Below are 14,328 nucleotides of genomic sequence, written 5' to 3'. Positions count from 1 at the left end.
CGGGTGCCGACCCGGGATCAGTCCAGATAGCCGCGGAGCTGGTCGGCGAAGGCGTGGTCCCGCAGCCTGCTGAGGGTCTTGGACTCGATCTGGCGGATGCGTTCGCGCGTCACGCCGAAGATCCGGCCGATCTCCTCCAGGGTGCGGGGCCGCCCGTCGTCCAGGCCGTACCGGAGCTGGACGACCTTGCGTTCGCGCTCCCCGAGGGTGGAGAGGACCGCCTCCAGGTGTTCGCGCAGCAGCAGGAAGGCGGCGGACTCGACGGGTGAGGCGGCGTCGCCGTCCTCGATGAGGTCACCGAAGGAGACGTCGTCCTCCTCCCCGACGGGGGCGTGCAGGGAGACCGGCTCCTGGGCCAGGCGCAGCACTTCGGTGACCCGCTCCGGGGTCAGGTCGAGCTGGGCGGCCACCTCGTCGGCGGTGGGTTCGTACCCGCGCTCCTGGAGCAGCCGGCGCTGGACGCGGACCACCCGGTTGATCAGCTCCACTACATGGACGGGGACGCGGATCGTACGGGCCTGGTCGGCCAGGGCGCGGGACATGGCCTGGCGGATCCACCAGGTCGCGTACGTGGAGAACTTGTAGCCCCGGGCGTAGTCGAACTTCTCCACCGCCCGGATCAGCCCGAGGTTCCCCTCCTGGACCAGGTCGAGCATGGTCAGCCCGCGCCCCACGTACCGCTTGGCGACGGAGACGACCAGGCGGAGGTTGGCCTCGATGAGCCGGCGCTTGGCGGTGCGGCCCATGACGACGAGCCGGTCCAGGTCGCCCGCCAGCCGGGAGTCCAGGTCCGGAGTGCTGGCGAGCCGCTCCTCCGCGAAGAGCCCGGCCTCCACGCGGCGGGCCAGCTCGACCTCCTCGGCGGCGGTGAGGAGCGGGATGCGGCCGATCTCGCGCAGATACTGCCGGAAGAGGTCGGAGGTGGGGCCGCCGTTCTCCGCCCGGTTCCGCGCCTCGCGGGGTTCGGGGGCGTCTTCCGCTTCCTCCATGACGGCCTCGGATGCGCTCATGACCGCCTCGGTGGCCCGCGCGGGCGGGTCGGCCGCGGTCTCCGGGTGGTTCTCCCGGGGGCTCCCCTGCGGGTTCTCCGGAGGGTTCTCCCGGGAGCTGTCCGGAAGGCTCTCCCGGGGGTTCTCCGGGTGGCGGACGGCCCGGTTCTGTGCGGGAATCACCGACATGTGCTCGGTCGTGCTCGTCACGGTCCGGGTCTGCACGGGGGCGACCTCCAGGTGATCGCTGCCTGATGACGGGACGGAGGTCCGCGCCGGTGCCCTGGGTCGAGACAGATCAGGCCCGCGCACTCCGATGACTCTGGCAGCCCCAGTGTGGGGCACGGCACAGGGTTGTCACGAGGGGCGTGCGGGGACTTTTTGATTCCGGTCGGTCACCGGGCGGTTACTACTCCCGGGTCGGAGCGGGCCGTGCGCGCTCAGAGCGCGTCGGCGCCCCGGGCCCGCAGGGACTGGGCGTACTGCTGGAGGACCCAGACCTCGTTCTGCGCGGCGGCCAGCTCGTGGGGGGCCACGTTGCTGCCGAGGCGGGCGAGGCTGCTCTGTACGTCGTCGATGCGGCGGTCGACGGCGCGCAGCCGGACCTGGACGAGCTGGACGCCCGCGTAGTTCTCGTCGATCGTCTTGCCGTGGAAGACCTCGACCGCCAGCTCGGTGACGAGGTTGCGCACGGTGTCGTCGGGGGCCGCGTCCATGACGGCGACCAGATACTCGCGGCTGTCCCCGAGCCCGCGCTCGGCGCCGCCCGCCTCCTCGATGCACCGGCGCACGGCGGCGTAGGGCGGGGCGGTGAACTCGTCCGCGCCGTACGCGTCGAAGGCCGGGCAGACCAGGGCGGGCTTCTGGAGGGCCAGCTTCAGCAGCTCGCGCTCGGTGCGGTGGGCGGGGCTGCGGAGGTGGAGCGCGGGACCGGTGGAGGCGGTGCGGCCGGCGGGGGCCGGGTAGGCCTGGGCGGACCGGGGGTCGCCTCCACGGCGGTCCTGGGGGCCCGGGCCCCGGCCGCCTCGCCCGTCGCCGCCCCGGCCCTCGCCGCCCTTGTCTCGGGCCCAGCGGGCCAGTTGGGCGACGCGGCGGACCACGAACTCCTGGTCCAGGATGCCGACGAACCCGGCGAGCTGGACCGCCACCTCACGCTGCACGCTGCTGGTCTTGATCTTGGCGACGACGGCGGCGGCCTCGTCGAGCGCGGCGGCCCGGCCCGCCGGGGTCTCCAGGTCGTACCGGCCGACGATCTGGCGCAGGGCGAACTCGAAGAGCGGGGTGCGCGGCTCGACCAGGTCGCGAACGGCGTCGTCGCCCTTGACCAGGCGCAGGTCGCACGGGTCCATGCCGTCCGGGGCGATGGCGATGTAGGTCTCGGCGGCGAACTTCTGGTCGTCCTCGAAGGCGCGCAGGGCGGCCTTCTGACCGGCCGAGTCGCCGTCGAAGGTGAAGATCACGCGGGCGCTGCCGTTGTCCATGAGGAGGCGGCGCAGGATCTTGATGTGGTCGTTGCCGAAGGCGGTGCCACAGGTGGCGATGGCGGTGGTGACCCCGGCGAGATGGCAGGCCATGACGTCGGTGTACCCCTCGACGACGACGGCCCGGCTGGCCTTGGCGATGTCCTTCTTGGCCAGGTCGATGCCGTACAGCACCTGGGACTTCTTGTAGATGGGGGTCTCGGGGGTGTTCAGGTACTTCGGGCCGTTGTCGTCGTCGCGGAGCTTGCGGGCGCCGAAACCGACGATCTCGCCCGCGGTGTCGCTGATCGGCCACATCAGCCGGCCGCGGAAGCGGTCGATGGGGCCCCGACGGCCGTCCTGGGAGAGGCCGGAGGTGATCAGCTCCTTGTCGCTGAAGCCCTTGCCGCGCAGATAGCGGGTGAGGTGGTCCCAGCCGGCCGGGCTGTAGCCGACGCGGAAGTGGGCTGCGGCCTCCTGGTCGAAGCCGCGCTCGGCGAGGAACTTCCGGCCGATCTCGGCCTCGGGGCTCTCCAGCGCGCGGACGTAGAACTCGGCGGCGGCCTGGTGGGCCTCGATCAGCCGGATCCGCTCGCCGCGCTGGTGGGAGGGGTTGTAGCCGCCCTCCTCGTACCGCAGGGTGATGCCCGCCTTGGCGGCGAGGCGCTCGACCGTCTCCGAGAAGGAGAGGTGGTCGATCTTCATCACGAACGCGATGGTGTCGCCGCCCTCCTGGCAGCCGAAGCAGTGGAACAGGCCCTTGCCGGGGCTGACCTGGAAGGAGGGGGACTTCTCGTCGTGGAAGGGGCAGAGGCCCTTGAGGTTTCCGCCGCCCGCGCTGCGCAGCTGGAGGTACTCGGACACAACGGAGTCGATCGGGACCGCGTCCCGTACCGCCTTCACGTCGTCATCGTTGATCCTGCCGGCCACGGATGAAGTCTACGGGTGAGGTCGGACAGCCTGACGCCCGCCGGGTTCCGGCCCCCGCCGCGTGCGCGCCCGTGCGGCGGGTCAGGCCGGGCGGCGGGCGGCCCAGGCGGTGCGTTCGGTCCGTACGGCGAGGTCGTCGCGGCGCAGCAGGGAGCCGGGGCCTCCGGTGTCGAGCAGCCGGTCGAGCGCGGCCAGGTCCTCGGGCGCGAGCGCGTCGGCCACGCTGCGGCGCAGTCGGCGGAGGCTGTTGAGGGCGTAGGCGCCGATCGTCTCGGCGCTGGGCTCCTCCGTCCGGCCGATGTTCACCGTGATCACGTGCTCGTCCTCGACCGTGAACCCGGCCCCGGTCAGCTTCGGGCCCCAGTCGGCGCCCCGGTGCGGCACGTGCTCGGCGTGGAAGCGGGCGCTCGCCTCGTGGCACCGCTCCTCCAGGCCGGGCCGCTCCTCGGGGGTGTCGGCGGGCAGGAAGCGGGGGAAGCCGGACAGCTCCACCACGGCGAGGAGCCCGCCGGGGGCGAGCAGGCCGTGGACGGTGCGCAGGGCCCGGTCGGGGTCGGCCATGTGGTGCACCGAGGCCGACGCCCACACCAGGTCGGGCGTGCCGAGGTCGGGCCAGTCGGCGGCGTCGAGGTCGGCCTGCGCGGTCCGTACGCGCCCCTCGTCGCCCCGGGCGCACGCCTTCTCGCGTACTCGCTGGAGGTGCGCGGCCGAGGTGTCGACGGCGGTGACGTGGGCCTCGGGGAAGCGGTCCAGGAGGGCGAAGGTACCCGCTCCCGTACCGCAGCCGAGGTCGACGATCCGGCGGGGCGGCGCCTGGAGCGGGAGCCGGTCGATGAGGGCGGCGGTGTGCTCGGCGAGCACCTGGGCGTCCAGCTCCAGGATCTCCGCCTCGCCGTGGTGGTCCGACGTGTGGGCGTGGCCGTGGGTGTGGCCGTGGGCGTGGGTGGGTGCCTGCGTGGTGTGTGCGTGCGTCATGGGGCCCACGCTAAGGCGATCATGCGCATACGGCACGGACTCTCCCGGTACTGGCAAGGAGTCGGCCGCTGCCGATGCGGGGCGCGCAAGCGGAGCCCGTACGCACCCTTGGCGTCATGTCGTGTTCGGCAGGTCCGGCGCACAGTCCTTCGCGGCGCCCCGACCCTCGCGCAGATGGCCGCGGCGGGCGTCGCGGTCGAAGATCCCGAGGATCTCGCACGGACCGCCCTCGGCCCCGATGGCGTGCGGCAGCATCGTGGGGAACTCGGCGGCCTGGTTGGTCTCCACGCGGAAGCGGCGGTGGCCCAGCATGAGGGTCGCGGTGCCGGAGAGGACGACGAGCCACTCCCGGCCGGGGTGGGCGCGCATCCGGGCCGGGTTGTCCGGGGGCGGTTCGGTCATCCGCTGCCGTACGACGGTCATACCGGGGTCGCCCTTGACGGGCCAGCGCATCAGCCCGTGGGCGCCGTCGATCATCGGACTGGTGATGACGTCGTCGGAGGCGGTCTCCACCAGTTGGTCGAGGGTGGTGTCCAGGGCCCGGGCGAGGGTGACGAGCTGGTCCAGGGCGAGGCGGCGCTGCCCGTTCTCGATACGGCTGAGCGAGGACTGACTGAGGTTCGCGCGACCGGCCAGCTCCTCCAGGGACCAGCCCTGCGCCACCCGCAGGGCGCGGATGCGTTTGCGTACGAGGCTGTCCAGGTCGCCATCATTTTGCTCCATGCGCAACATCGTATGCCTTGGCCGCAAAGCGCGCCTAGCGTCGTGGCGCGGGTCCGGAACAGCCGGGCCCCCTACGACGTGAGAGGCACCCATGAGAACCCATCCGCCCGCGCCGGGCGCGCCATCCGGAGCCGGACCCGGGCCTGGGACCCCCGGGGCCGTCGAACCGGACCCGCCCGGTCCGCTTCAGCTCCGCATGATCCTGATCGCCGTCTCGGTCGCGCTGATGGCGGTCATCGCCTCGGTCTCCGGGCTGAACGTGGCCCAGACCGAGCTGGCCGTCGAGTTCGGCGCCTCCCAGTCCACGGTCCTGTGGATCATCAACATCTACACCCTGACCCTGGCGGCACTCCTGCTGCCGCTCGGCGCGATCGGTGACCGGATCGGCCGGAAACCGATGCTGGTGGCCGGGCTGACCGTCTTCGGCGCCGCGAGCGTGCTGGCTGGGCTGGCGCCGACGGCGGAGATCATGCTCGGCGCCCGGGTCCTCAGCGGGGCCGGGGCGGCGATGATCATGCCGATCACGCTGGCCGTGATCACCTCCACCTTCCCCGAGGAGGAGCGCGGCAGGGCGATCGGCGTCTGGACCGGGGTCGCCGGGGGCGGCGGCATCATCGGCATGTTCCTCTCCGCGCTGCTCGTGGACGTGGCGAGCTGGCGGTGGCTGTTCGTCCTGCCGGTCGTGCTGATCGTGGTGGCGCTCGCGATGACGGTGCGCTCGGTGCCCGACTCCCGTGAGCGGACCGGGCACTCCTTCGACACCGTCGGCGCGCTGGCCTCGGTCGTCGCCGTGACCGGCCTCATCTTCGCCCTCCAGGAGGGGCCGGAGAAGGGGTGGAGCGACCCCGTCACCCTCTCCGCCCTCGCCGTCGGTACTCTCGCCACCGCCGCCTTCGTGGCCCGGGAGCTGCGCCGCCGGGAGAGTGCCCTGCTGGACGTACGGCTCTTCCGTGAGCGGCGGCTCGCCGGTGGTTCGGTCACGCTGCTGGTGGTCTTCGGGGTGCAGGCGGGAATCGCCGTGGTGCTCTTCCCGTTCCTCCAGGCGGTGCTGGGCTGGTCCGGGCTGCTGTCCACCCTGGCGCTGATGCCGATGGCCGTCCTGATGATGCTGACGTCCGGGCTCGCCCCGCGGCTGGCCGCACGGGTCGGGGCCCGTACGACCATGGCGGCGGGGGTCGCGCTGGGCGGCACGGGACTGGCGCTGATGGCCCTGTTCGTCTCCGTGGGCGGCGGCTATCTGTCGATCCTTCCCGGCATGCTCGCCATGGGCCTCGGCATGGGGCTGGCGATGACTCCGTCCACCGAGGCCATCACCGCCGCTCTGCCGCGTGAGCGCCAGGGTGTGGCGTCCGCACTGAACGACGTGACCCGCGAGTTCGGCACCGCGCTGGGGGTCGCCCTGCTCGGTGCGCTGCTGTCGGCCGGCTACCGCGGTGCTGTGGACGGCCGGCTGGACGGCATCCCCGAGGGCGCGGCGGACACCGCGCGCGAGGGTGTCGCCCACGCGGTCGAGGCGGCAGGCAGCGCGGGACCGCACCGCCAGGCGCTCCTGGACGCCGCCCAGCGGTCCTTCGTCGACGGCTGGCAGCAGGCCATGTGGGCGGGGGTCGCCGTGATGGCCGCACTCTTCCTTCTCGTACTCCTCCGTGGCCCGAAGAGCCCGGCCCCGGGGGCGCCCGCCCCGGCCCCCGCGCAGGTGGTCAGAGCAGGGACGACAGCTCGACCGACGGATCGGCCAGCGCTTCCGGATCGTGCTGCTGACCGGCCCGGATCAGCTCCTGGATCGTCTCCGTCACGTCCCACACGTTGACGTTCATCCCGGCCAGGACGCGGCGGTCCTTCAGCCAGAACGCGATGAACTCCCGCTTCCCCGCGTCCCCCCGGATGATCACCTCGTCGTAACTGCCGGGCGGCGCCCAGCCGGAGTACTCCAGGCCCAGGTCGTACTGGTCGGAGAAGAAGTACGGCACCCGGTCGTACGTCACCTCCTGGCCGAGCATCGCGCGGGCGGCGGCCGGTCCGCTGTTGAGGGCGTTGGCCCAGTGCTCGACGCGCAGCCGGACGCCGAGCAGCGGATGGGCGACGGCGGCGACGTCCCCGGCGGCGTAGATGTGCGGGTCCGAGGTGCGCAGCGAGGCGTCCACGGCGATGCCGCCGCCCTGCGCCCGCTCGGCCATCTCCAGCCCGGCGGCCTCCGCGAGGGCGGAGCGCGGGGCGGCGCCGATCGCGGCGAGCACATCGTGGGCGGGGTGCTCCTCGCCGTCGTCGGTGCGGGCGGCCAGCACCATGCCGTCCTGGCCGGTGATCTCGGTGAGGCGGGCACCGAAGTGGAAGCGGACGCCGTGCGAGCTGTGCAGTTCGGTGAAGATCTGGCCCAGCTCGGGGCCGACGACCTGGTGGAGCGGGGTGGCCTCCGGCTCGACGACGGTGACCTCCGCCCCGTAACCCCGGGCGGCGGCGGCGACCTCCAGGCCGATCCAGCCGCCTCCGGCGATCACCAGGTGGCCGTTGTCGCGGCCGAGGGCGGCGAGCACATTGCGCAGCCGGTCGGCGTGGGCGAGGCGGCGCAGGTGGTGGACGCCCGCGAGGTCGGTGCCGGGGATGTCGAGGCGGCGGGGCTCGGAGCCGGTGGCGAGCAGCAGCTTGTCGTAGTGGATGACGGTGCCGTCACCGAGCTGCACGGTCTTCGCGTACCGGTCGAGGGCGGTGACGGGCTGGCCGAGGTGGAGTTCGATGTCGGCGCCCGCGTACCAGGGGCGCTCGTGGACGAAGACGCTGTCGCGCTCCTCCTTGCCGCCGAGGTAGCCCTTGGAGAGCGGTGGCCGCTCATAGGGGTGGTCGCGCTCGTCCCCGATGAGGATCACCCGGCCGGTGAACCCCTCCGCGCGGAGCGTTTCGGCCGCCTTCGCCCCTGCGAGTCCCGCTCCGACGATGACGAATGTCCGATGTGCGTCGACCACTTGATGCCTCCTCAGTACTGTGCTGCGCGGCGCCCCCGGCTGCGAGCGTCCCGCACGCAGCGTGATGACGAAAGAGGGTGTGCCCCGAACAGGTCACCCCCAGTGGTCACTTTCCAGTCTGCCCCTCAGCCCCGGCGCTCGGTGAGCGCGGCGTGCAGGGATCGTGCGGAGGCATCGGTGAGGGCCGCGATCTGGTCGACCAGGACCCGCTTACGGGCGTGGTCGTCGGTCGCCTGGTCGAACAGCGCGCGGAAGTGCGGCTCCAGGCCCTCGGGGGCCCGGGCGGTGAGGGCGGCGGCCAGCTCGGCGATGACGATGCGCTGGTCGGCGCGGAGGGTCTCCTGCTCGGCACGCTGCATCACATAGCGGTCGGCGACCGCCTTGAGGACCGCGCACTCGTTGCGGACCGTGCGCGGAACGACCAGCTCCGCCCCGTAGCGGGTGAGGCGACCGGGGCCGTGGACCGCGCGGGTGGCCGTCTCGGCCTCCGTGCAGAACCGGCCGATGAGCTGGCTGGTGGCGTCCTTCAGCCGGGCCTGGGCCACGGCGGAGCCGTCGTAGCCGTGCGGCCACCACTCCTGGTCGATCAGCCGGTCCAGTGCCTCGGCCAGCTCCTGGGGGTCGGTGTCGGCGGGGACGTACCGGCCGATGGCGACGGCGAAGATCTCCTCGCGCTCCGGCTCGGCGTAGAGGCAGTTGGGGTCGATGTGCCCGGCGTGCAGCCCGTCCTCGAAGTCGTGCACCGAGTACGCCACGTCGTCGGACCAGTCCATCACCTGGGCCTCGAAGCAGGTGCGGTCCTCGGGCGCCCCCTTGCGGGCCCACTCGAAGACCGGGAGGTCGTCCGCGTACACCCCGAACTTCACCGAGTGCGGGTCGGTGGGGTGCGCGCCGCGCGGCCAGGGGTACTTGGTGGCGGCGTCCAGGGCGGCCCGGGTCAGATTGAGGCCGACGCTGACCAGTTCGCCGGTGCGCGGGTCGTGGACGAAGCGCTTGGGCTCCAGGCGGGTCAGCAGCCGCAGCGACTGGGCGTTGCCCTCGAAGCCGCCGCAGTCGGAGGCGAAGTCGTTGAGCGCCTGCTCGCCGTTGTGGCCGAACGGCGGGTGGCCCATGTCGTGGGAGAGGCAGGCCGTCTCCACCAGGTCGGGGTCGCAGCCGAGGACCGCGCCCAGCTCCCGGCCGACCTGGGCGCACTCCAGGGAGTGGGTGAGGCGGGTGCGGGGGCTGGCGTCCCAGGCGTGGGAGCGGGTGCCGGGCGTGACCACCTGGGTCTTCCCGGCGAGCCTGCGCAGCGCGGCGGAGTGCAGCACCCGGGCCCGGTCGCGCTGGAAGGCGGTGCGGCCGGGTCGCTTGTCCGGCTCGGTGTCGAACCGCTCGGTGTCGGCCGGCCCGTACGGCACCGGCCCCGTCCCGCTCTGTGTGCTCCGGGCACCTTCCGTGCCGTGTGTCTGTTCCGCCCCGCGTACGCCCTGTGTGCCGTCCATGGTTCCGACAGTAGCGACCGGGACCGACAACGCGCCGTGAGCGGGCCGGGGAGTCAGGCGGAAGCGAGCAACCTCACTGCCTGGGCGGGGGCGGTGGCCGACACGGCCTGGTCGTAGCGGTGGAGGAGGAGGCGGGCCATGGCGGGGTGGGCGCCGAGCGGAAGGGCGGCGGTGCGGGGCGCTGCCCCGGCGGCGGCGCTCGCGAAGCGGCCGGGCGCGGTGAAGTACGAGGCGACGAAGGTACGGTGGCGGCCCCGGGCGGCCAGCCTGCGCAGCGCGGCGGGGACGGTGGGGGTGGCGGCGGAGGCGTAGGCGGGGACGACGGGCACCCCACCGAGCCGTTCTTCGAGCATGCGGGCCGTACGCCGGGTGTCCTGGGCGGAGTCGGGGTCGCGGGACCCGGCGGCGGCGAGGACCACGGCGGCGTGGCGGTCGCCCTGGTCGGCGGCGCCCCAGCCCGCCTCCACGAGCCGCCCGTACAGCGCCTCCACCAGGAGGGGGTGCGGCCCGAGGGGGGCGGCGATCCGGGTCCGTACGGAGGGTGCGGCGGCCGCGGCGGCGGGCAGGTCGTGCTTGACGTGGTGGCCGCGGCCCAGGAGCAGCGGTACGAGGACGGCGTCGGCCCCGCGCAGGCCGTCCAGGGTGTCGGGGAGCAGCGGCCGGTTCAGCTCGATGTGGCCGAGCCGGACGTCGAGCCCGGGGCGCAGTTCGCGGACCCGGTCCAGGAGCGCGAGGACGGTCCGCAGGGCGCGCGGGTCGCGGCTGCCGTGGGCGACGACGAGGAGGGTGGGCGGGGCGTCGCCGGGGGCGTACGGGGAGGGCGGGCCGCCTGCTGCGGCGGGGGGCCGGGTGCGGTCCATGGGTCGGCGGGTTCCGTTCCGGGAGACGAGGCTGAGTTGGGTGGAGAGCTGGGCGGTGACGCGGGTGAGGAGCTGCGCGGTGCTGTCGAGGGGCACGGTGGTGTGGCCGTGGGTCCCTCCGGTTCCGGAGAACGGGGGCGAGGGCGGGTGCGGCGGCCGGTGGGAGTGCTGCGTGGGCGGCTCCGTCATGGACCGATGGTGCCGGGCGGAGGTTGCCGGGCCGTTGCGTGAGGGTCACGGAGGTTTTCCGCCGGCTCACGGCGGAGGGTCTGCCGGTGTGCGGGCGGGGGGCTGCGGGTGTGTGGGGGTGGGGCCTGCACCCGTATCTGTCGATCGGCGAACCTTTCGGGCGTTTCGCTCGTCAGGTGAGGTGAGACCGCAGGACGGTACGGAGACGGTACGGACGACGAGGGGGGCTCGCATGCGACGGGTGCGAGGGGGACAGGAAGCACGAGCAGCACGAGCGGTAGGGAAGCTGCTAGGGGTGCGAAGGGCCGGGGACAGGGACGGGAGACACGGGCCACGGCTGCGACGGGTGCGGCTGCGGCTCCCACCGCTGCGGCTGCCGCGCTCCCGGCGGGGCCGACGGCTCGCCGTGCAGGGCGTGATGGCCCTGTGCGTGTTGGCGCTGCTGCCCGCGACCTGGATGCGGCTGGGTGCGGGCGACCGGGTGGGGACCACGGCGGACGCCCCGGCCGGTGAGGTCGTCATGGTGTTCGGCGCCGGGCTGTGGAACGGCCGGCCGACCCCGTATCTGGCCCACCGCCTGGACGCTGCGGCCGAGCTGTATCGCACGGGGAAGGCGAAGGTCGTCCTGGTCACCGGGGACAACAGCCGCGTGGAGTACGACGAGCCGGACGCGATGCGGACGTATCTGACCGAGCGCGGGGTGCCGGACGACCGGATCGTCAGCGACTACGCGGGGTTCGACTCCTGGGACTCGTGCGTGCGCGCCAGGAGGATATTCGGGGTCGACCGGGCGGTGCTGGTGAGCCAGGGCTTCCACATCCACCGGGCGACCACTCTCTGCCGCTCCGCGGGGATCGACGCGTACGGGGTCGGGGTCGACGAGCCCCGCGACGCGACGTGGTACTACGGCGGTGCCCGCGAGCTGGCCGCGTCGGGGAAGGCGGCCCTGGAAGCCCTGTTCCGCCCCGACCCGCACTTCCTGGGCCCGCAGGAGGGGGGCGTGGCGGAGGCGCTGGCGTCGGCGTCGCGCTGACCTGAGGGGCGGTGGCTCCGGCGCTCCCCGCTCCCGGGTGTTCATGCCGCTCCACCGGCCGGGTGAGGGCCGGGCCAACACGCTGACCGACCCGACGCCGGCCCCGGTGTCGCGGATGCCGGAGTTCAAGGTGTGCGCGGTCCGCCTGGAGACCGCCCGGTGACCCACCGCCCGCCGTCGATGAGGCTGCCGCCGGTCCGGAGGGACCGGGTGACGGCGGCAGCGGCGAGATAGACCCAGGCCCGCACCGGCCCCGCCCCTTCGCCACCCACCTCGACGCCGCCCTGCCCCGCGCCGCCCGCCGCCTCACCGCCTCGCCCCGCGCCGCTCTCCCCCGGCAGCTCGACCTCCCGGACGACCCGCTCGTACAGATTGCGCGGGTGACCGGGGCCGAGGTACTCCTCCAAATGATCCAGGAGCCCGAGCAGTTCGCCGTACACCCCGGGCACGGCGGTGAGCAGGGTGCCATGGACCCGGCCGTGGCCGTCGATGGCGTACGGGTAGCCGGGCCCGTCGTACAGCAGGGCCCGGGGCAGGACGGCGGGCCGTTCCCCCGTCGTACGGCCCCGGAGGAACAGTTCGTGGTTGGGTTCGCCGGGGAGCAGCGTCCCGTAGACGAAGAACGGCAGCTCGTCGGTGGGCGGGGAGCCCGGGTGCGGGGTACTCATGGCCGCCGTCACAGAGCGGCTGCGGGGCCGTCTCCGCCGTCACCCAGCCGAGGTAGCGGGCGCTGCCACGGATGACGGGGACGGCGATGACCTCGGGGTTCTCGTAGTCGTGCGCCGCCAGGAGGTACGCCTCCAACTCCTCGTACCGCTCCCCCGCCGTCTTGAACAGCACCTGCCACTCCTCGGAGGACTCGATGGCGTTCTGCCAGCGGTAGACCGAGGTGACGGGCGCGGAGATCTGCGCACAGGCCGCCAGCCGGGCCTCCACCGCCCCCTGCGCCAGCTCGTGGGCCTTCTCCTCGCTGTCGGTCGTGGTCAGTACGGTCAGCCATGCCGGCGGCGGCGCTGTCATCGTTCGGTCTCCTCGGATACGGCGGGCTCCTGCCCGTGCACCGATTGTCGTCCCCGCACGGGTCAGCCGCCGTACGGACGCCGGTTCCGGGCCTCCCGCAGGGCCTCGCCCCACCAGACCAGTTGGTCGAGAAGCGCCTTGACGGCCCCGTCGGCCTCGGCCGGGTCCCGGTGGTTGCCGTCCCCGTCGAAGAGGGCGTGCGCGCCGTGGAAGGAGACGGTCTCGCGGACGGAGACGGCGTGCAGCTCGGCGAAGACCTGCCGCAACTGCTCGACGGCCCGCAGCCCGCCGGACCGCCCTCCGTACGAGACGAAGGCGACGGGCTTGGCCTGCCATTCGGTGTGATGCCAGTCGATGAGGTTCTTGAGGGGCGCGGGGAAGGAGTGGTTGTACTCCGGCGTGACGACGACGAACGCGTCGGCCGCCGCCAGCCGCCCCGAAACGGCCCCCACCCTGGCGGCCTCCTCGGGCCCGGGCTGGAAGGAGAGCGCGTCGGGCAGCCGGGCGGCCCCGACATCGACGAGTTCGGTCTCGATCCCCTCGTACCGCCCGGCCCGGCCGAGAAACCAGTCGGCGACGACGGGTCCGAACCGGCCTTCCCGGTTGCTGCCGAGGATGACGGCGACCTTGAGGGGGCGGGGAGTGGCAGGGGTCGTGGGTGCGGGTGTGGTGTCCATGCCCCCGAGCCTTGACCCTCAAGTTTGGTTGAGGTCAAGTAGCGGCCGACGCGCGCCGCCCATGGCCCGTCGTGACGGACCATGGACCCATGCAGATCCATATCGAGGCATCGGCGCTTCCCGGTCGCACCTGTGGGCCGGATTCCGACTTTCCCGGGTTCGAGAACATTCACGTCGGCGTCCAGCGCAAGGACCGGCCCGGGGAGTTGCTCGGGCTCTGCCCCGGGGACGCTCCGGGCGCTGCGTGGACGCTGGAGTGCGCGGTCAAGGAGACGGCGGACGGGGTCGTGGTGTCGGGGCCGTACATCCAGAACCGGCTGGGCGGGCGGTTCGTCTATCTGTCGTGGGGGACGGTGGACGAGGCCGGGGTGTTCAGTATGTTCCGGCGCGCCAAGCTGATGTTCAGTGACATCGAGGCGGAGGTCCTGGAAGCCGCCGTGCGGTCCGGGCGGCTCACCGGGCGGCTCGGGCTGACCGACGGGAAGGGGCAGCCGCTGTGCGGCCGGGTGCGGCCGCCGGCGATCTCCTGGAGCGCGGGCGCGGACTCCTGAGCACGGCGGCGAGCCCGGCGGCGAGCCGGGCGGCGAGCCCGTAGCGAGCCGGGCGAGGACGCGGCGACGAGCCGGGCGACGCACCCGCAGTGAGCCGGGCGAGGGCGCCGTGATGAGCCGGGCGGTGAACCCGTGGACGTGACACCGCCCCCACCGGGCCCAGGGGGGGTGGGCCGGGTGGGGGCGGGTGCCGTGGGGGCGGGGGGAATCCGTCCCGTGGGGGGGTGTCTTGCGTGTGCCCCCACCCCGGGAAGGCATGTGTGTGATCTGAGTCACATTGCGGATTCGAGGCTCACTCGTTCGGCACCCGGACCGCCAGCACGGACCGAACGGACCAGTCGCACCGCCCTGACCTGCGGCGATCCTCGGCGGCAAGGGCGCCCCGCCGGGCCGTACGGGTGAAAGCTGATCCGGTGTCAGAAGGCATGCGGTGGCGACCCGCCGTTAGGTCGGGGGCAGGACACAACCGCTCGCGCC

12 protein-coding genes and 1 pseudogene are annotated in these 14,328 nt (G+C 73.3%); 3 read left to right on the top strand and 10 right to left on the bottom strand.

Annotated elements, in window-relative coordinates:
* Positions 1–17: 17 nt before the first annotated feature.
* The 4 genes from DJ476_RS24615 to DJ476_RS24600 all read right to left on the bottom strand — a co-directional run bounded on the left by DJ476_RS24615 (position 18) and on the right by DJ476_RS24600 (position 5,086).
* Entirely contained in the window at positions 18–1,214 is a 1,197-nt protein-coding gene (locus DJ476_RS24615; protein ID WP_103416416.1) for an RNA polymerase sigma factor, read from the bottom strand.
* A gap of 215 nt (positions 1,215–1,429) precedes the next feature.
* Positions 1,430–3,379: a DNA primase gene (dnaG, locus tag DJ476_RS24610; protein WP_112491595.1), complete on the bottom strand. Its 1,950-nt coding sequence runs from the start codon at positions 3,377–3,379 to the stop codon at positions 1,430–1,432.
* 81 nt (positions 3,380–3,460) lie between these two features.
* Positions 3,461–4,354 (bottom strand): class I SAM-dependent methyltransferase, encoded by an 894-nt coding sequence (locus tag DJ476_RS24605; RefSeq protein ID WP_112491594.1) that lies wholly within the window; start codon positions 4,352–4,354, stop codon positions 3,461–3,463.
* Between the two features lie 114 nt (positions 4,355–4,468).
* Positions 4,469–5,086: a helix-turn-helix domain-containing protein gene (locus tag DJ476_RS24600; protein WP_112491593.1), complete on the bottom strand. Its 618-nt coding sequence runs from the start codon at positions 5,084–5,086 to the stop codon at positions 4,469–4,471.
* A 187-nt stretch (positions 5,087–5,273) separates the two neighbouring features.
* Here DJ476_RS24600 and DJ476_RS24595 point away from each other — a divergent pair, with 187 nt between their 5' ends.
* Positions 5,274–6,887, top strand: coding sequence for an MFS transporter (locus DJ476_RS24595; protein WP_112491592.1), 1,614 nt, complete (start codon positions 5,274–5,276; stop codon positions 6,885–6,887).
* Here the strand turns inward: DJ476_RS24595 and DJ476_RS24590 are convergent.
* The 3 genes from DJ476_RS24590 to DJ476_RS24580 form a co-directional block, all read right to left on the bottom strand.
* Positions 6,778–8,037 carry an NAD(P)/FAD-dependent oxidoreductase gene (locus DJ476_RS24590; protein WP_112491591.1) on the bottom strand — a complete coding sequence of 420 codons (1,260 nt, stop codon included), beginning with the start codon at positions 8,035–8,037 and terminating at the stop codon, positions 6,778–6,780. The two genes, DJ476_RS24595 and DJ476_RS24590, sit on opposite strands and share 110 nt — an antisense overlap.
* 125 nt (positions 8,038–8,162) lie before the next feature.
* The gene (locus tag DJ476_RS24585; protein ID WP_103416422.1) at positions 8,163–9,521 is read right to left on the bottom strand and encodes a deoxyguanosinetriphosphate triphosphohydrolase; all 1,359 of its coding nucleotides are present in this window, start codon (positions 9,519–9,521) and stop codon (positions 8,163–8,165) included.
* A gap of 53 nt (positions 9,522–9,574) precedes the next feature.
* Positions 9,575–10,570 (bottom strand): sirohydrochlorin chelatase, encoded by a 996-nt coding sequence (locus DJ476_RS24580; RefSeq protein WP_208853528.1) that lies wholly within the window; start codon positions 10,568–10,570, stop codon positions 9,575–9,577.
* Between the two features lie 232 nt (positions 10,571–10,802).
* Here DJ476_RS24580 and DJ476_RS24575 point away from each other — a divergent pair, with 232 nt between their 5' ends.
* The gene (locus tag DJ476_RS24575) at positions 10,803–11,603 is read left to right on the top strand and encodes a SanA/YdcF family protein (protein WP_381245249.1); all 801 of its coding nucleotides are present in this window, start codon (positions 10,803–10,805) and stop codon (positions 11,601–11,603) included.
* A 125-nt stretch (positions 11,604–11,728) separates the two neighbouring features.
* On the opposite strand, the gene DJ476_RS24570 is transcribed toward DJ476_RS24575, so the two are convergent.
* The 3 genes and pseudogenes from DJ476_RS24570 to DJ476_RS24560 form a co-directional block, all read right to left on the bottom strand.
* The gene (locus DJ476_RS24570; protein ID WP_112491588.1) at positions 11,729–12,271 is read right to left on the bottom strand and encodes a gamma-glutamylcyclotransferase family protein; all 543 of its coding nucleotides are present in this window, start codon (positions 12,269–12,271) and stop codon (positions 11,729–11,731) included.
* A 10-nt stretch (positions 12,272–12,281) separates the two neighbouring features.
* Positions 12,282–12,623 (bottom strand): annotated as a pseudogene (gene cutA, locus DJ476_RS24565) (divalent-cation tolerance protein CutA); the annotation flags it as partial.
* Between the two features lie 62 nt (positions 12,624–12,685).
* Positions 12,686–13,300, bottom strand: a complete 615-nt coding sequence (locus DJ476_RS24560; protein ID WP_103416425.1) for an NADPH-dependent FMN reductase — start codon at positions 13,298–13,300, stop codon at positions 12,686–12,688.
* Positions 13,301–13,389: 89 nt separating this feature from the next.
* On the opposite strand from DJ476_RS24560, the gene DJ476_RS24555 reads away from it, so the two are divergent.
* Positions 13,390–13,851 carry a DUF5990 family protein gene (locus DJ476_RS24555; RefSeq protein WP_112491587.1) on the top strand — a complete coding sequence of 154 codons (462 nt, stop codon included), beginning with the start codon at positions 13,390–13,392 and terminating at the stop codon, positions 13,849–13,851.
* Positions 13,852–14,328: the final 477 nt, after the last annotated feature.

The organism is Streptomyces bacillaris (genome assembly GCF_003268675.1).
GTDB lineage: Bacteria > Actinomycetota > Actinomycetes > Streptomycetales > Streptomycetaceae > Streptomyces > Streptomyces bacillaris.
The sequence above is the reverse complement of the archived record's forward strand: the minus strand, read 5'-3'. Positions and strand labels throughout refer to the sequence as shown.